Genomic DNA, 17891 nt, shown 5'->3' on the forward strand with positions numbered 1-17891 from the left:
CTGTTTATTTTTACCGCTTTATGTAACCGAATTAAACTGTGGCGTTGATCAAAATACGCTGCGTTTTTGTCAGCCCGATGACAGCCATTTTTTTGCACGAGCGATCACACTTCAGACGCAGCACGACAAGCCTGTTCCAGCCGGTTTAAATAGGCAGCAAAGCCATCACTGACCCGGCTGTCCAGACGACTGCTGGTGGTGACCCGTACCTGGTTGCTCCAGACAATCGGCAGGTTTAAGCACTGCATCTGCTCGACCAGCTGCACATCTTCATGACAGCTGCTGGCCTGAAAACCACCGGCTTTTAAATAGGCCGCAGCAGAAAAACTGAGATTGGCCCCATGCACATGCCGATGGTCCATTTTGTCCTGATAATGGCGCAGATATTTCTGCCGGGCGGCCACAGATAAAGGCGACCAGTCTTTAATTTCAACCACGCCGCAAATCAGCGCTGCCGGTTGATGGGCATATTGTGCAGATAACCACTGCGCATCAACCTGGGTATCGGCATCGGTACAGGCAATCCAGTCGGCACCTTTGGCAATCATGGCGCGCACCCCCCAAATCCCGTGCCTTACCCACACAGCGTACTTCACAGCACAAGTAGTCGATTCCGGCCTGTTGTACAATTTCGACAGACTGATCATCACAACTGTCCAGCACCACCAGCACCTTGACTTCAGACACAGCGGGTGGTAATTGTGCAATGGCCTGCTGAATAGCCGCCAGACAGGCGCCCAGCGTTTCGGCTTCGTTATAGGCAGGCACCACCACCGCCATCCTCATATCAGTCCCTCCCGCGCAGCCACAGATTGTACATCTTGAGTCCAGAGATCGAGCAGAAAATCCGGATCATTCATCTGCAAATAATGATGCAGCACCAAGTGTTGCCTTAAACAGGCATGTACCTGATCGCCATTCAGCTTAAAGCCTGCAATCGGGTAACGCCAGTGACAGGCCAGCAGCGTACCGTCTGCACTTAAACACTGCTGCAGCTGCTGCATTAGCTGCACTAATTCGGCCGGACGCAGGTAATAGGCCACTTCACTGAGAATAATCAGATCAAATAGACTATCATTTTCCAGCGCCAGATGGGTTTCAGGGACACGTTGTTGCCTCACCTGCACATGCGCAAACCTCGCCAGACGGGCCTGTGCCAGTTCAACCGCACGACGGTTGGCATCTACACAGATGAGCTGCTGACAACGCGGAGCCAGCAATTCACTGAAGATGCCATTGCTACAGCCAATTTCCAGTACCCGCTGAAACCGCGCCTGCGGCAAGGCCGCCAGACACAGCTGCCGTTTACGCTGCTCATACCAGCGCTGCTGATAGTGCCAGGGATCATCATTGTCCTGATACAGCTGGTCAAAATAGTCATCCGTGTTCAGTCGCATCAATATAGACCTCGTACGGGATTAAGAGTCGTGAAATGGTTTTTGCCGATAAAATTGGCGGCTGGTGAATAGTATCATCAGCCTTGATCTGGGTTTTAAAACATTGAATCGCCTGCTGTTTTAAGGCCAGCTGCTGCGCAGTTAAACGGAGTTTTCGTGCCTGTGCCCAGGGAATCCGTGCATCTGCTGGCATGGCCCAATGCCAGGCCCAAATCAGCACCTGATAACAGCGCTGCCGGTGCTGTCTGGCCCAGTGCTGCACCACCCGTCCGGTGGCTTCATGATCGGGATGGCCATCTTGAGCGAAGGTGGTCACCAGAATATCCTCAGGCTGCACCCAGTTTTGTAGCTGCTGCAACAGTTCGGATTCAGCCTGCATCACCTGGCCATCTGCAATGTTCAGGGCAATGCGCTGGACCTTATGTTCCAGTCCCAGCACCGCCAAGGCATTCAGACTTTCTTGTGGCCGCAGCACATTCAGCTGCTCAACGCTATAACATTTTGACCGAGGATGGCTGCCGGTACCATTGGTTACTGCAACCAGCAGCAGTTCACGCCCTGCCGCGGCCAGTTGCTGCATCAGACCCGCACAACCGAGAATTTCATCATCGGGGTGTGGCGCGAAAATTAGTACCCGGCCACGCTCAGGAAAGTGCTGCGTCAGATTCAAATCCGGCAGCCCGGTCAGTCCGGACCAATTGAGCCACTGCGCCTGATCGGTACCGCTACCATAGATTTTCCGGTCACCGACTACCGGATCGATCAGAGTTGCCATGTTTGCCCCTCCTGTAGCGATAAGCGGCCAATTGCAGCCAGATCAAAAGCAGCATGACTCTGGCGCAAAAATACCGGCAAGTCGGCAGCCAACCGGGCAAAATGTGCCTGCTCGCAAAAAGGTCGTGCGCCTAGCGCTTTTCCGACCTTTTCCAGTACCAATAGCGCAGTATCCTCAACTTGGGCGCGTAACATCCGGATGATCAGTTCATGGCTGTGTGCCGGCGCTGCATCTATCTGGGCAGCCACATGGGTAAAAAACTGTCGTGTCACGACCAGTCGGGTACTGACTTCGCCCAAATACAATTCATGATAGGCATGGGTTTTCTGCTGCACATGCTGCTGTAAATATTCAGCCAGACGTACTGTAGCACCATACCAGCAGGCCGCAACACCGGCTGCACCATGCCAGAAGCCCGGCCGATTCAGATAATCTCCGGGTTGTGCAATGCGTGTGGCTGGAGTGTGCTGAAAATGAACAGTTGCTGTGGCCGTCTGCTGCATACCGATGGCTTGCCAACTGCTATCATCTACTTGGATTGAAGGCTGCTGCATCTCGACCATCAATAATTGTGACTGGCCATCTGCACCGCGATAAGTCATTAAACCAAAATCCACCGCATATGCCGCCGAGCACCAAGTCTTATAACCGGAACAATAGCCCTGCTCATACTGTACAGGTTGTGGATGGCCTTCCGCGGCCCAGACTGCCCACCAGCCCGCCGGAACGGACTGAATCTGTAGTTCGTTTAAAATACTCAGCGCATCGAAATGTGATTCCAGCCATTTCACCAAAGTTAAATCGGTGGCCGCAACTTTGGCCAGCAGTTGCCAGCGCAGCAGGGTTTGCCCCCTGCCCGGATGAGGAAATTCAAGTGATACTGCCAGCAAACGGCGTAGTGTGGTGACGTAATCTTCGGCGGTAGGCGCTGTCTGCTGTTCAAATTCAGCCAGAATCTGGTCCATAGTGGTTCTATATTCCAAATATATAATTGTTCTCAATCTATCCGGTTGTCATCATTGCCAGCACAGTGACCCCAAGCGGGCATGAGTAGCCAAACTTGCAGTCACCGTATGACGATATTGATCTTTTTAACTGATGACCCTGTTTAGATTTAGCACGTGGCTGGGCAGATAAATATTGAAAATTGTTAACGTATTAGTGAATCACCGGCGAGACCTGGGCGCGAAGCGGCATCTTGTAGTGATACAGGAAGCTGTTATGGCGCAGATCATTTAAGAAAGTAGTACGCCAGTCGGCAATATCAAATTTTTTCAGACCATCCATTAAGCGACTGTAACGCTGTATCCGCTCTGCTCGCGGCATCTCCAGTGCCTGTTTCAGGGCTCGCGTCATGGCCTCGCGGTCATGTGGATTCACAATTAGTGCATCCGGCATCTGGTCTGCGGCACCGGCTTTATCGGACAGAATCAGCACGCCCGGATTATCGGCATCCTGAGCGGCAATATATTCTTTGGCCACCAAATTCATACCGTCTTTTAACGAAGTGACCCAGCAAATATCCGACTGGCGGTAAATTTTCATCAGCACCTCATGCGCCAAGGTCTGATGACTGCAATTAACCGGCAACCAGTCTGCTGTAGCATATTGGCTGTTAATGGCGGCAATCTGGTCTTCTAAACGCTGGTACAGGCGCTGATAGGCGGGAATATCCATGCGGCATGGACAGGCAATTTGCAGGTCCACCACCTGCTGATGATATTCAGGATAAGAAGCCAGGAAATGGGCAAAAGCATCAAAACGTTCTAACAGCCCTTTGGAATAATCAATCCGGTCAACGCCGATAATAGTTTTTTGTTGGGCCAGGGAGTCAAAATCAAAGATATCTTGGGTGCTCGTTAAGGGCTGAGCGGCCGCGTGCTGGATGAGGTCTGGATTCACCCCAATGGGGTAACTCTTCATCATGGTCAGCTTATTCTGATAACGCAGGATATAAGGATGAATTTCCTCACCACTGAGCATGGTCTGGCAAATGCGCATACATTGCTGCTGATCGCGCTGGGTTTGCAGTCCAACTACATCATATTCACACAGGTCTTGCAGTAAACGTGATGCCACCGGAATTTCCCGCCACACCGCTTCATGGGCAAAAGGAATATGCAGGAAAAAACCAATCTTGTTATGCATGCCTAACTGGCGGCAATGCCGGGCGATACTGAAAAAATGATAGTCATGCACCCAGATCACATCATCCGGCTCAGCAATCGCCTGTAGCTGTTCGGCAAACATGCGATTGACTTCCTGATAAGTCAGATATTCGTCTGTGGAGTATTCAATTAAATCGCTGCGATCATGCATGGCCGGCCACAAGGCATTGTTGGCAAAGCCACAGTAATATTGCTGGTACTGCTGTTCAGTTAAGGGGCTGGTCAGATATTCCACACCCTGATGCTGCACCGAGTCGAATTTCAGCTGGGAAAATTGCTCGACTCTTTCACCATTCCAGCCCACCCAGACCCCGCCAATATCATGCAGTGCATCTTGCATGGCCACCGCCAGACCACCTGCGGCTTTTTTTTCAGGATTCGGTAAACTGACCCGATTGGATAACACGATTAGCTTTGACATTTTTACCCTCACATCCTCTTTTGATGGTCATTGCTCCTGTTTCGCAATGTATTTTTATTAAATGCAGCAACTCCGCCACCGCTTGGGTATTGGCCAGCCGATAGCGGGCCAGTGTCTTGCCTTCACCAACTTTAATACTCAAACCCTGATGCTGATTGACCACGGCAAATCCATCTTCATCCGTCACATCATCACCAATAAAAATGGGAAAAGTGCTGTTTTCTGGCATTGCTTCCAGTAAGCGACTAATTGCAAAACCTTTACTCGCTTGCTGAGGCAAAAGCTCGACCACACACTTGCCCTGCTTGAGCTTAAGTTGAGGATAACGCACTTGCAGCACCGCCATAATCTGCTGTGCAACCGGCGCAAGCTCTGGATATTCCCGGTAGTGCAGGGCTACCGAAAACTGCTTATCCTCAATACGTAAATTCGGGTAGGCGCGACAGGCCTGACTCAGGTCTGCCCGGAGCTGCTTATAATTAATATGACTTAAATCAAGTTGTAATTTCTTTGTACTATTCCACCAAATTTGTAATCCATGTAACTCAGCAATCGGCAGCGGTAACTGCTGTAACAGCTGTCTGGCCATCTCAATGGAACGGCCAGTAACCACACTCACCGGAATCCCCAACTGCAATAATTCGGCCAGGGTGTTTAAAGTCGAGGTGGGAATAAAACTGTGCTGCGGGTCAAGCTGAAAATCGGCCAGAGTGCCGTCTAAATCGAGAAACAGATTCAATTGACGTTGCTGCTGCTGACAGATCTCGATGATGTGTTGCGGCGTATGCATGTTGCTCCTCATCTGGATAACTCATTTTTGTTTTGCCCTATCTTGGCGTTTTTTTGTGGGCGGCATGTGATTTTCAACATTAATGATGTGCAGGCTTACATTTTTTTACCTGGACGCTGAATCGCTTTTATTTTTCTGTGAATGTTCAGTTTGAGCCGCAAGACTGATCCGGCTGCACGGTACGGCAATTCACTTTATAATGCAGCCTTGCTCTGTCTTGTATTTTTCAAGATTCAACCCGATATTAGCTGCATCCTCATGCCGAAGCCTGTCCATGCCTGAATTACCTGAAGTTGAAACCACCAAAACCAGTTTATTGCCGCTGCTAGAACAGCGCGTGCATTCCGTGCAGGTACGCCAGTCCAGCTTACGCTGGCCAATTCCAGACGATCTACAAAAACTGGTCGGGCAAAAACTGCTGAACCTGACCCGTCGCTCCAAATATATTCTGGCCCAGTTTGAACAGGACAGCATGCTGTGGCATCTGGGCATGTCCGGCAGCTTCCGCCTATGTGAACCCGAGGCCGAACTGCGCAAACATGACCATCTGATTATCCAGTTTGATGATATTCAGTTGCGCTACCACGACCCGCGCCGTTTTGGCTGCATTCTCTGGCTAGATGAAAACTCGCAAAGCAAACTGATTGATACGCTCGGGCCTGAACCTTTAAGTGATGCTTTCAATGCTCACTATCTGGCCGATAAACTGAAAAACAAAAATGTCGGCATTAAAATTGCAATCATGGATAACCATGTGGTGGTGGGCGTGGGCAATATTTACGCCACAGAAAGTCTGTTTAATCTGGGCATTCACCCGGCACAACCGGCGTCGAGCTTAAGTCTGGAACAGATTGAGCAGCTGACCCTGGAGATCAAACGGATTTTAAAACAGGCCATTGATTTGGGTGGATCGACCTTACGCGACTATAGCAATGCCATGGGTGAAAATGGCTATTTTCAGCAAACCCTGCTGGCCTATGGTCGTGCCGGTGAAATGTGTGTCAACTGTGAAACCACACTGGAAAACCTCAAGCTTGGTCAGCGCGCCTCAGTGTTTTGCCCGGAGTGCCAACCGCTGAAGAAAGTCAAACTGGCTCGTCCTAAAACCAGCAAGCCAAAACATACAGCGAGGTAATACCCATGAAAACGGCCATCGTCCGTCATATTCTGGTGAAAGATAAAGATACTGCCGAGCAGCTAAAAAAGAAGCTGCAAGCGGGAGCAGACTTTGCCAAAATTGCCAAACAGTATTCCACTTGCAACTCAGCCAAACGTGGCGGTGAACTCGGTGAAGTGAAAAAAGGCCAACTGGTCCCAGTGATTGATAAACTGGTCTTTACGGCTGCTGAACGGGTGTTGCATGGCCCGGTCAAAAGCCAGTTTGGTTTTCATTTGGTGGAAATTAAATTCCGGATGGATTTTTAATCCCTCTAAATCCCCCTTTAGCAAAGAGGGACTTCTCCTCTCTTTATTAAAGGGAGGTTGGGAGGGATTCTATAAAAAAACGGCGCCTTTGCGCCGTTTTCTTTTGCTTTCAATTACGCCTGCGGACGTTTTTTCAATTCGTCACGAATTTCACGCAGTAATTCAATATCTTCTGGAGTTGCTGCCGGTTCTGGCTCTGCTTCCTGCTTACGGCGCATTTTGTTCATCAGTTTCACCAACCAGAACACCACCCAGGCCAATAACAGGAAGTTAATGAAGATGGTCAGGAAATTACCATAATGGAAAATGTTCAGACCGGCTTCCTGGGCAGCAGCCAAGGTTTGGACATTGTTCGGGTTATCACCCAGAATCAGGAATTTATTGGTGAAATCGACATCACCACCTAAAATCCATGAAATCAGCGGCATGATCACATCTTTTACCAGTGAATCAATAATCTTACCGAATGCACCACCAATGATGACACCGACTGCCAGGTCCATCATGTTGCCTTTAATGGCAAACTCTCTAAATTCTTTTAAAATGCTCATATGCGCTCCAGAATATATCTTTATTTATGTGATGAAGTATACATAATTACTAGGATTTGATTTCTGCTTAATGTACGCTTTTTTCAATTATTTCCAAGTAGTTTTAGAACATTTAATACAAAAAAAACCGCCAAGTGGACCTGGCGGTTTCTTTTTTCTTCTTAATTTTAAAAATTAAGATTTGTTACGCTTACGTTCGTTTTCAGTCAGGTAACGCTTACGGATACGGATTGACTTCGGCGTTACTTCAACCAGCTCATCATCTTCAATGAATTCAAGTGCTTGTTCAAGTGTGAATTCAATTGCAGGAACCAGAGTTAACGCATCATCCGTACCAGATGCACGTACGTTGGTTAACTGTTTCGCTTTGGTTGGGTTCACCACCATATCGTCTGAACGAGAGTTAATACCCACGATCATACCTTCGTAAACTTCTAACTGAGGTTTAGCGAATAGACGGCCACGGTCTTGCAAGCTGAACAGTGCATAGCCCAAGCAAGTCCCTTGAACCATAGAAATCAGTACACCGTTTTGACGTTTTGCTACAGAACCCTGTTTCATTGGACCGTAGTGCGAGAAGCTAGAGGTCATGATACCGGTACCAGACGTCATGGTCATGAATTCAGAACGGAAACCAATCAGGCCACGTGAAGGAACAGTTGCTTCAATACGGATACGGCCTTTACCGTCCACTTCCATATTGGTCATCTCACCTTTACGGTTACCCATTTGTTCCATCACAGCGCCTTGGTGCTGTTCTTCAACGTCAAACGTTACGTTTTCGTACGGTTCTTGCATTTCGCCGTCAATCTCTTTCAAGATCACTTGCGGACGAGATACACCCATCTCGAAACCTTCACGACGCATGTTTTCAATCAGAACTGAAAGATGAAGTTCACCACGGCCAGACACTTTGAAACGGTCAGGACTGTCAGTATCTTCAACGCGCAGTGCAACGTTGTGAATCAATTCGCGGTCTAGACGTTCACGGATGTTACGTGAGGTCACGAACTTACCTTCTTTACCCGCGAACGGCGAGTTGTTGACCTGGAATGTCATCGATACGGTTGGTTCGTCTACAGAAAGCGGTGGTAATGCTTCAACATTTTTCGGATCACAGATGGTGTCAGAAATATGCAGCTCGTCCATACCGGTTACACATACGATGTCACCCGCAGATGCAGAATCTACATCAATACGCTCTAAACCGTGGTAACCCATGATTTTTAAGATACGGCCGTTACGTGTTTTACCGTCTTTGTCGATGACAGTGACAGGTGTGTTCAGTTTTACAGAACCACGCTGGATACGACCAACACCGATTACACCCACGAAGCTGTTATAGTCCAGTGAAGACACTTGCATCTGGAATGGACCATCAACGTCAACTGCTGGTGGTTCAACGATGTCTACGATGGTTTCAAACAACGGTGTCATATCTTCAGCCAGTTCTTCTGGAGATGGACCAGCAACACCACGTAAACCAGACGCATATACCACCGGGAAGTCTAGCTGCTCGTCAGTACCACCCAGGTTGTCGAACAAATCGAATACCTGGTCAATCACCCAGTCAGGACGCGCGTTTGGCTTGTCGACCTTGTTGATGATCACGATTGGCTTCAAACCACGTGCGAACGCTTTTTGCGTTACGAAACGGGTTTGTGGCATTGGACCTTCTTGTGAGTCAACCAGAAGAAGTACGCAATCCACCATCGACATGACACGTTCAACTTCACCACCGAAGTCGGCGTGTCCCGGGGTATCCACGATGTTGATACGGTATTCTGTATCGGTACGTTTATCTAACCATTTGATTGCAGTGTTTTTTGCAAGAATGGTAATACCACGTTCACTTTCAATAGCGCCTGAATCCATGACACGCTCAATCTCGCCCGCTCGTTCACCGAGAGCACCTGATTGTTGTAAAAGTTTATCTACAAGAGTGGTTTTACCGTGGTCAACGTGCGCGATAATCGCGATGTTGCGGAGAGTTTTAATATCTGACATGTAAATTCGATACGCTTTAAATTTGAGGGCAAATTATACAGAAAAATACTCTCATTTAGTAGTGACACTTTATTGACAATCGAACTTTTTTCGACAGAAGCGACGATTTAAAGTTTGTAAAGACGTGTAACTCGATTAGAATACCGCCACCTAGCCTAATTTGCTTTTGACTTATGTCTGAATTTAATTCATCTCCTGATCAAAAACCGCAACTGGATTTGGTCTATGGTCTGAATGACCGTCCTAAACCATTTATTGCTTTTCTTGCTGCCTTCCAACACTTATTGGCTATTATTGTCCCGATTGTGACACCAGGTCTGTTGATCTGTCTGGCCTTGGGTGTTTCCAAAGAAGACACCAACATGATTTTATCGATGTCTTTGGTGATTTCGGGGATTGCAACCTTCCTGCAAGCTAAAAAAGTAGGTCCTTTTGGTGCCGGACTGTTAATTGTTCAGGGCACCAGCTTTAACTTTATTGGCCCAATCATCGGGATTGGTTCTGCAATGGTCGCAGCAGGTACACCAGTTGAGTCGGTTATGGCTGCTATTTTTGGTGTGGTGATTGCCGGTTCATTTATCGAGATGGGTGTTTCACAAATTCTGCCATGGGTTAAAAAACTGATTACCCCGCTGGTGACCGGGATTGTGGTCCTGCTGATTGGTTTAACCTTAATTAAAGAAGGTTTAATCAGTATGGGCGGTGGCTATCAGGCCATGTCGGACAAGACTTTCGCCAATGCCGACAACCTGATCATGTCTTGTACCGTTTTAGCGTTAATCATTATCCTGAACCGGATTAATGTGACCTGGATTAAAAGCTCCGCCATCCTGATTGCCCTGATCGTGGGTTATATTGTGGCTGGCTTTATGGGTCATCTGGACTTCTCTGGTCTACAGGAAGCGCCACTGGTACAAGTTCCTACACCTATGCATTTTGGACTAGATTTCTCTTGGAGTCTGTTCATTCCTTTGGCCTTTATTTATTTGGTGACTTCACTGGAAGCAATTGGTGACATCACCGCAACCTCTAAACTGTCGAACCAGCCCGTGGATGGTCCAAAATGGATGCAGCGTATTAAAGGTGGTGTGCTGGTCAATGGTGCCAACTCATTCCTGGCCGGTATTTTCAACACCTTCCCAAGTTCGGTATTTGCACAAAACAACGGTGTGATTCAGTTAACTGGTGTGGCTAGCCGTTATGTCGGAATCTGGATTGCCGCGATGCTGGTGATTTTAGGTTTATTACCAGCCGTTGCTGGCGTGATTCAGGCTGTGCCTCAAGCCGTTCTGGGTGGTGCAGTGATGGTCATGTTTGGTGCGGTAGCCGCATCGGGAATTAACATTTTATCGGGTATTCATCTGGACCGTCGCGCCCTGCTGATCATTGCCATTTCTCTGGCACTGGGTTTAGGCGTTGCACAAGTGCCACAAATTCTGGAGCATCTGCCAGAATTATTCCGTAATATCTTTAGCTCAGGTGTTGCGACCGGCGGTATTGCAGCGCTGATTCTGAATATTGTATTACCTGAAACCAAGAAGTAATTTCATGTCCAGAAAACACTGTCTGAGCCGGACTTGGACAGTGTTTTTCTATTGGAGAGCGACTCATGGATGCTAAAAGCGAAGTGCTATTACGACAATATGATTATTTATCAGGTCGTGTGTTACTGATCAATGCGCCTACAGACCAGCTGTTCGCTGAATTCGGTGAATCGGTTCAGCCTTTTTTCTGGACATGGAATTTTAACGATTACCACTATTTCCAGAACCAGACTGCCCCCGTTCATTTTGGTGCCGACTTTCCAGAAGGCGAATTTGATCAGGCGGTTATTTTTGTGCCGAAATCCAAAGAACTGCTGAATTATGTGCTGCACAATGTTGCCGCCCATCTGCAAACCGGCAGCAGTGTTTTTCTGGTCGGTGAGAAAAAAGGCGGCGTCGAACGTGCGGCCAAACAGCTACAGCCTTATGGTAAAGCCTTAAAACTCGACAGTGCCCGTCATTGCCAACTCTGGCAATTAACACTAGACTGCAGCGTCGAGAAAAAAGCACTGGCCGACTGGGCGCAGCGTTATACTGTAGCGACGCCAAAAGGTGATCTACAGATTTGTGCCCTGCCAGGTGTGTTCAGCCAGAACCGGCTTGATATCGGTACAGCGGTCTTCCTGCCTTATTTAAGCCAAGTGCCATCGGGTAAAATTGCCGATTTTGGTTGTGGCGCCGGCATTATCAGTGCCTATCTGGCCAAGCTGAATCCAGATAACCGTATCTTCGCGCTGGATGTAGATGCTTTTGCACTCGCTTCAACCCAAATGACTTTTGAGCACAACCAGCTCAATCCGCAGCAGCTTGAAATTAAAGCCGTCAGTGGCATTGAAGATGCGCCGCTGTTTTTACATGCCATTGTCAGCAATCCGCCTTTTCATCAGGGGATTCAGACCTACTATGATGCCAGCGAAAAACTGTGCAAAACTGCGCGCCGCCACCTGAAATCGGGTGGTGAACTGTGGATTGTGGCCAACCGCTTTTTAAATTATCCCCTGTTGATTGAACAGAGTTTTGGCCAGTGTACGGTCAAGGCAGATCAACAAGGTTTTAAAGTGCTGTTCGCGAGCACTCAAAAAAATGTTAAGGAAGTATGATGAGCGAAACTCAACACAGCCGACAGCTGCAGCGTAAGCTCGGTGCTCGCCACTTAAATATGATCGCCATTGGCGGATCGATCGGGACCGGTTTATTCCTGGCCTCCGGTGCGACCATTGCCAATGCCGGTCCGGGTGGTGCATTACTGGCCTATGCCCTGATTGGCGTCATGATCTATTTCTTGATGACCAGCTTGGGCGAACTGGCGACCCACAATCCGACCTCAGGTGCATTCTTTACCTATGGCAGCAAATATGTTGAAGGTGGTTTTGGTTTCGCGCTAGGCTGGAACTACTGGTATAACTGGGCCATTACCGTGGCATTTGAACTGGTTGCGGTACAGTTCATCATGAAGTTCTGGTTCCCGGATATTCCCGGTTTCTACTGGAGTGCCCTGTTCCTGACCGTGGTGTTTGCGATTAATGCCCTGACAGTCAAAGGCTTTGGTGAGTCCGAGTTCTTCTTCTCTTTAGTCAAAGTGCTTGCGATTATCATCTTTATTATTATTGGTCTGGTCATGATCGCCAAGATCATGATGACCCCGGATGTTGCAACTTTTGGTAACTGGAGCCAAGGTGAAGCGCCATTTGTCGGTGGTTTATCGGCCCTGATTGGTGTGGCGATGATTGCCGGTTTCTCCTTCCAGGGCACGGAAATGGTCGGCGTGGCTGCGGGTGAATCCAAAGATCCGCAGAAAACCATTCCGATTGCAATCAAACAGATTTTCTGGCGTATCCTGTTGTTCTATATCGTGTGTATTTTCATTATCGGCACCCTGATTGCCTATGATGATCCACGATTACTGCAGGCCGCTGCAACAGATGATGTGGCACTGTCACCCTTTACCTTACTGTATGAGCAGGCCGGTTTTGCCTTTGCTGCCAGTGTCATGAATGCAGTCATTCTAACTGCGATTCTGTCTGCGGGTAACTCAGGCATGTATTCATCTACGCGTATGCTGTTTGATATGGCACGTAAAGGCAGTGCACCAAAAGCCTTTGCCCGCCTTGATCCACGTGGCGTACCGATGAATGCGCTGTATGCCACTACAGCCATTGCTGCATTATGTTTCTTGACAACCTTTATTGGTGAAGAACAGGTCTTTAACTGGCTACTAAATATGTCAGGCATGTGTGGCTTTATTGTCTGGCTGGGTATTGCGGTTTCTCATTATCGTTTCCGCAAAGGCTATCTTGCTCAGGGCTATAAACTTGAAGATCTGGCGTATCGTGCCAAGTTCTTCCCGTTCGCACCATGGTTTGCCTTCACTTTATGTGCGATTGTGGTCTTGGGCCAGAACTATCAGGCGGTACTTGAGGGTGAGTGGCTGGCTGTGCTTTCCACCTATATCGGGATTTTATTGTTCCTGGCCATCTGGTTAGGCTATAAATGGAAATACAAAACCAAGCTGATTCCTTATCAGCAGATGGATGTGCAGCCGATGAAGATCGACCGTGAATAATTGATTCAGCTTTCTTTAAAAGCACGCAACAAAAAAGCAGTCCAAGTGACTGCTTTTTTATGATCTCGATAAATGTAGCTTAGCTATAACGCATCACAAAATTTCGGTCATCAATCACAATGGCCTGACGGCAAATGCCCTCTGCCTGACGCTGCTGCTCGAAAACCTGTGCTGGCATTGCATCAAAGCTGTCAAAGAAACAGACCTCTTCTGCATCCATTGAATAGATTAAGGAATGATTCCCCACGCCTTCTAGTGTGTCATAGAACACTATCACAAAGCGGCCCTGATCAACACATGTCTGCAAAGCGCTATAGCTGAGTGCCGGCTGTAGCGGAATCTGTAATTGCTGCGCTTCCTGATAACACAACACTTCCGTCGGGTGCTGGTGCGGATCAGGATCGGTATGAAAGCTCACCTCAAGCCCCAGCTTTTTCAACCCCACTGCTAGCGCAATTCCGAAAGTGCCATCTTCATTATTATGCCGGCACAGCTGGACCAGATCGGCAATTTCCAGATCAATCCCATAGTGCTGAAAAATCTTCCAAATAGCAAAAATACCACCATTGGCTTCAAGTTGAAGGAGTTGATCCGGAATTTCTGTGCTCATATCCATCTTACCCAGACTGCGGGATTTTTAAGACAATAAAATTCCATTATAAAAAAAAACGACTCCGAAGAGTCGTTTTTTCTAAGGTCTACTCAAATTATTGAGCAGCTGCTTCTGGTTGTACAGTAACTGTACGGCTACCAGTGATTGTCGCGAATACACGACGGTTCATAGCACGACCTTCTTTGGTGTTGTTGTCAGCAATCGGTTGATCCCAAGCGAAACCTTGAGTTGACAGACGAGCTGGGTCAACGTTGTATTCGTTTACAAGTGAAGATTTCACAGAGTTCGCACGAGCTAAAGATAAACGTTCGTTCAGTGCACGTGGACCAGTGTTGTCTGTGTGACCTTCGATACGCGCTGTTGCGTTTGGATATTCAACCAGTTTTTCAGCAACTTTAGCGATTTCTGGCTTGTATTGATCTTTGATGTTTGATTTGTTGGTATCAAAGAATACGCGAAGTTCCATGTTCAGGTCTTCAGTCAACTCTTGTGGAGCTGGTTGAACTGGAGCAACTGGCTCAACTGGAGCAACTTCTACTACTGGAGCAGCTGGTTTCAAACGGCCGCCAAGAACAACGTTCAGACCTGCTAAAGCAGTGTAGTTCCAGAAGTCTTCATCGATGTTATAAGTAGCACGAGCTTCAGTACGCAGCGCTAATGCATCGTTTAAGTGCCAGAATGCACCTAGACCCGCATTACCTAAAGTACCTTCTTCTTTAAGACCACGACCTTCACGACCTAAATCGTTGTCAAACTCGTATTTGTAGTGACCAGCACCTAACAATACATATGGCTTAACTTTGCTGTCATAGTTTTTAGTGATCAAATCAGAAGTCGCATAGAAGTTACCATTGATTTGAGTTTGCTTATATTCAGCGCCAGCTTGTTCAGCCATATCACCTTTCACTTGGTTATATTCAGCTTCAAAACCTAACCAAGGAGTCAGTTCAACACCCAATGCAGCACCAACAAATAAATCATCTTCCATTTCAGCAGATGAAGTTAGGTGTTCAGAACCATTGTTGTGTTTAGTGTCTTGGAAAGTGTAACCAAGCATTAATGGAGTAACAGTTACGCCTGCGTTTGCAGCTGCTAAAGGCGCAGCTACGAGCATTGCCAATGCAATACGACTCATTTTCATGGATTTATCCTCCAGAGATAACAAATTGTTGTTCAAGCTCAAGCCTAAAGTTTTGGCTATCCTGAGATAGGCTTTTTTTACCCCAGTTTTCTTTTTAAGCTAGTCACTTTGAATCATACAAACACTTTATTCTTTTTCCAAGTGCTTGATAATTTTAATCAAGTAAATTATTGACAAAATTACTTACAATTTCCGTTGTAATTCGGTAAATTTTTACTCAATTTTTTGTTGTGGATAGCTTATTGTCACTTCCACTTTATTTTATTTTAGCAGCTTTATAGAAAGATGCGTAAAAATAATGACAACCTAGAAAAATATTACAAAACAATATTTTGTATTACAGAAACATAATAAAAATATAAAGATTATAGGTCTACTTAGTATGTACCCAATTAAATCTCACACTTCAGGCTTTAGTCTGTTTGAACTCATTGTGGTGCTTGCCATCATTGGCATCATTAGTGCGATTGCTTTGCCTCATTTTCAGCAATATCTGGCCCAGCAAGAAGCCAAGCGCATCCGTTATTTACTGCAATATAGTATTAACCTGGCCAAATCCCAAGCCCTCACCTATCGCGCCAATATTGTAATTTGCCCGAGTGCCGATCTGCAGCAATGTCAGAATAATCAATGGAACAGTGGTTTTATTATTTTTATCGATCATAACCGCAACCGAAGCCTCGATTCAGGTGAATCTATTGTCTTAACTGAAAAGACCCACCTGAAATACGGTAACCTGGAATGGAAAGGCGCCCTGTCTTTGCCCAGTCTCAGATTTAACGCCCAGCAGGGTTTACCTTTAGGCTCTAATGGCAGTTTTTATTATTGTTCAGGTTTTACCCCCAATCAGCGTATTTTCCTCAGTAATCGTGGTTTTCTACGCATAGAATTTCCCAATAGCTGCTAAAACTTATGCGTCTAAAGATGTATGAAAATTACGCTTTATTCTGTGGATTTTTCCCCTATACTGCTAGGGCTTAAGCTCAAAATAAATATTGAATTGATTAGAAACAGATTGGAGATACAACGATGACGGATATCGTAATTGTTAATGGTGCACGGACAGCAATGGGTGGTTTTCAGGGTAGTCTTGCCAGTTTAACCGCACCCGACTTAGGTGCAGCCACCATTCAAGCCGCTATTTCTCGTGCTGGCTTACAACCGACCGATATCGAAGAAGTCATTATGGGCTGTGTTTTACCGGCTGGCTTAAAACAGGGTCCTGCACGTCAAGCCATGCGTAAGGCAGGCTTACCGGATTCAACCGGTGCCGTAACCATTAATAAACTGTGTGGTTCAGGCATGAAAGCGGTCATGCAAGCCGCAGATATGATTAAAGCCGGTTCAGCGACTTACGTAGTTGCAGGCGGTATGGAATCAATGACCAATGCGCCGTATATCCTGCCAAAAGCACGCGGCGGTTTCCGTATGGGCCATGGTGAAGTCAAAGACCATATGTTCCTAGATGGCCTTGAAGATGCAGAAACCGGCCGTTTAATGGGTTCTTTTGCACAGGACATGGCCAATACCAAAGGTTATACCCGCGAGCAAATGGATGACTTTGCTATTCGTTCATTAAAACGTGCACAAACTGCAGTGAATGAAGGTTATTTTACCGATGAAATCGTGCCTGTAACGGTGTCTACCCGTAAAGGCGATGTCGTGGTCGATAAAGATGAACAACCATTCAACGCCAATATTGAAAAAATTCCAACACTACGCCCAGCGTTTGCTAAAGATGGCACCATTACTGCGGCCAATGCCAGCTCTATTTCGGATGGTGCATCTGCACTTGTATTAACCTCAGCAGACAACGCTGCAGCAAAAGGTTTACAACCGCTAGCCAAGCTGATTGCCTATGCTTCGAATTCACAGCATCCATCTGAATTTACCATTGCGCCAGTCGGTGCAATTCAAAAAGTTCTGGATAAAACCGGCTGGACGGTTGCAGATGTGGATCTGTGGGAAATCAATGAAGCTTTTGCCATGGTGACCATGTGTCCAATGGACGAGTTCAAACTGGACCCAGAAAAAGTCAACATCAATGGCGGTGCCTGTGCACTTGGTCACCCAGTTGGTTCGACCGGTTCACGTATTATTTTAACCCTGATTCATGCCCTGAAACGTACCGGCGGCAAGCGTGGTATCGCAGCCCTGTGTATCGGTGGTGGTGAAGCAACTGCTGTGGCGATTGAGTTGCTTTAATTGAAAGTCTCCCTTTCTTAAAGGGGAGACTTAGAGGGATTCAATCAATCATTCCCAATCCTCTCCTACAAGGAGAGGGCCAGGGAGAGATCTACCCTCTCTCTAACTCTCTCCCAAAGGGAGAGAGAACTACTAGGAAGGAAAATAAAAAGCCTCCACTTGGATAATGCCAGTCAGTTAAGAGATTGACTGGCTTTTTCTTGGGTATTTTTGAGGTTTTCCTTTTACAACCCTTGGGTAACTCCTCATCCGTCTCTCAGGTATAACATACCGATTAGATTTCTCCATTAA

16 protein-coding genes and 1 pseudogene are annotated in these 17891 nt (G+C 47.1%); 7 read left to right on the plus strand and 10 right to left on the minus strand.

What is annotated here, in order from left to right; all coding sequences use genetic code 11:
• Positions 1-104: 104 nt before the first annotated feature.
• The 6 genes and pseudogenes from FTU86_RS05320 to otsB all read right to left on the minus strand — a co-directional run bounded on the left by FTU86_RS05320 (position 105) and on the right by otsB (position 5551).
• Positions 105-786, minus strand: a pseudogene (locus FTU86_RS05320) (glycosyltransferase family 2 protein).
• Positions 783-1397, minus strand: a complete 615-nt coding sequence (locus tag FTU86_RS05325) for an SAM-dependent methyltransferase (protein WP_160241573.1) — start codon at positions 1395-1397, stop codon at positions 783-785. Before FTU86_RS05325 ends, FTU86_RS05320 begins: the two are co-directional and overlap by 4 nt.
• Positions 1378-2172, minus strand: a complete 795-nt coding sequence (locus FTU86_RS05330) for a PIG-L deacetylase family protein (protein ID WP_160241574.1) — start codon at positions 2170-2172, stop codon at positions 1378-1380. Before FTU86_RS05330 ends, FTU86_RS05325 begins: the two co-directional genes overlap by 20 nt.
• On the minus strand, positions 2160-3137 hold the full coding sequence (locus FTU86_RS05335; protein WP_160241575.1) for an acyl-CoA dehydrogenase: 978 nt from the start codon (positions 3135-3137) through the stop codon (positions 2160-2162). Before FTU86_RS05335 ends, FTU86_RS05330 begins: the two co-directional genes overlap by 13 nt.
• A gap of 193 nt (positions 3138-3330) precedes the next feature.
• Complete coding sequence (locus FTU86_RS05340) at positions 3331-4761, minus strand: trehalose-6-phosphate synthase (RefSeq protein WP_127800811.1); 1431 nt, start codon at positions 4759-4761, stop codon at positions 3331-3333.
• The gene (otsB, locus tag FTU86_RS05345) at positions 4712-5551 is read right to left on the minus strand and encodes a trehalose-phosphatase (RefSeq protein WP_160241576.1); all 840 of its coding nucleotides are present in this window, start codon (positions 5549-5551) and stop codon (positions 4712-4714) included. The genes FTU86_RS05340 and otsB overlap by 50 nt, the downstream gene beginning before the upstream one ends.
• A gap of 274 nt (positions 5552-5825) precedes the next feature.
• On the opposite strand from otsB, the gene mutM reads away from it, so the two are divergent.
• The gene (gene mutM / locus FTU86_RS05350; RefSeq protein ID WP_160241577.1) at positions 5826-6686 is read left to right on the plus strand and encodes a bifunctional DNA-formamidopyrimidine glycosylase/DNA-(apurinic or apyrimidinic site) lyase; all 861 of its coding nucleotides are present in this window, start codon (positions 5826-5828) and stop codon (positions 6684-6686) included.
• A gap of 5 nt (positions 6687-6691) precedes the next feature.
• Positions 6692-6976 carry a peptidylprolyl isomerase gene (locus FTU86_RS05355; protein WP_005175832.1) on the plus strand — a complete coding sequence of 95 codons (285 nt, stop codon included), beginning with the start codon at positions 6692-6694 and terminating at the stop codon, positions 6974-6976.
• Between the two features lie 113 nt (positions 6977-7089).
• Here FTU86_RS05355 and mscL read toward each other — a convergent pair whose 3' ends face one another.
• Positions 7090-7527: a large conductance mechanosensitive channel protein MscL gene (gene mscL / locus FTU86_RS05360; RefSeq protein ID WP_005175830.1), complete on the minus strand. Its 438-nt coding sequence runs from the start codon at positions 7525-7527 to the stop codon at positions 7090-7092.
• 174 nt (positions 7528-7701) lie between these two features.
• Positions 7702-9534, minus strand: coding sequence for a translational GTPase TypA (typA, locus tag FTU86_RS05365; protein ID WP_005175828.1), 1833 nt, complete (start codon positions 9532-9534; stop codon positions 7702-7704).
• 173 nt (positions 9535-9707) lie between these two features.
• Between typA and FTU86_RS05370 the strand changes: the two genes are divergently transcribed.
• The 3 genes from FTU86_RS05370 to FTU86_RS05380 all read left to right on the plus strand — a co-directional run bounded on the left by FTU86_RS05370 (position 9708) and on the right by FTU86_RS05380 (position 13641).
• Positions 9708-11078 carry a uracil-xanthine permease family protein gene (locus FTU86_RS05370; RefSeq protein WP_180036862.1) on the plus strand — a complete coding sequence of 457 codons (1371 nt, stop codon included), beginning with the start codon at positions 9708-9710 and terminating at the stop codon, positions 11076-11078.
• Between the two features lie 65 nt (positions 11079-11143).
• Positions 11144-12178 (plus strand): class I SAM-dependent methyltransferase, encoded by a 1035-nt coding sequence (locus FTU86_RS05375; protein ID WP_160241579.1) that lies wholly within the window; start codon positions 11144-11146, stop codon positions 12176-12178.
• The gene (locus tag FTU86_RS05380; RefSeq protein WP_160241580.1) at positions 12178-13641 is read left to right on the plus strand and encodes an amino acid permease; all 1464 of its coding nucleotides are present in this window, start codon (positions 12178-12180) and stop codon (positions 13639-13641) included. Before FTU86_RS05375 ends, FTU86_RS05380 begins: the two co-directional genes overlap by 1 nt.
• 79 nt (positions 13642-13720) lie before the next feature.
• Here the strand turns inward: FTU86_RS05380 and FTU86_RS05385 are convergent, their stop codons facing one another.
• Both FTU86_RS05385 and omp38 read right to left on the minus strand, forming a co-directional pair.
• The gene (locus FTU86_RS05385) at positions 13721-14251 is read right to left on the minus strand and encodes a hypothetical protein (protein WP_045794979.1); all 531 of its coding nucleotides are present in this window, start codon (positions 14249-14251) and stop codon (positions 13721-13723) included.
• Between the two features lie 97 nt (positions 14252-14348).
• Positions 14349-15395: an outer membrane protein Omp38 gene (omp38, locus tag FTU86_RS05390; RefSeq protein WP_005175810.1), complete on the minus strand. Its 1047-nt coding sequence runs from the start codon at positions 15393-15395 to the stop codon at positions 14349-14351.
• Positions 15396-15777: 382 nt separating this feature from the next.
• Between omp38 and FTU86_RS05395 the strand changes: the two genes are divergently transcribed.
• Positions 15778-16302 (plus strand): GspH/FimT family protein, encoded by a 525-nt coding sequence (locus FTU86_RS05395; RefSeq protein WP_160241581.1) that lies wholly within the window; start codon positions 15778-15780, stop codon positions 16300-16302.
• Between the two features lie 122 nt (positions 16303-16424).
• Positions 16425-17600: an acetyl-CoA C-acyltransferase gene (locus FTU86_RS05400; protein ID WP_104470652.1), complete on the plus strand. Its 1176-nt coding sequence runs from the start codon at positions 16425-16427 to the stop codon at positions 17598-17600.
• Positions 17601-17891 lie beyond the last annotated feature (291 nt).

Origin of the sequence: Acinetobacter sp. YH12155 (genome assembly GCF_013418255.1) — a bacterium.
Taxonomy (GTDB): domain Bacteria; phylum Pseudomonadota; class Gammaproteobacteria; order Pseudomonadales; family Moraxellaceae; genus Acinetobacter; species Acinetobacter indicus.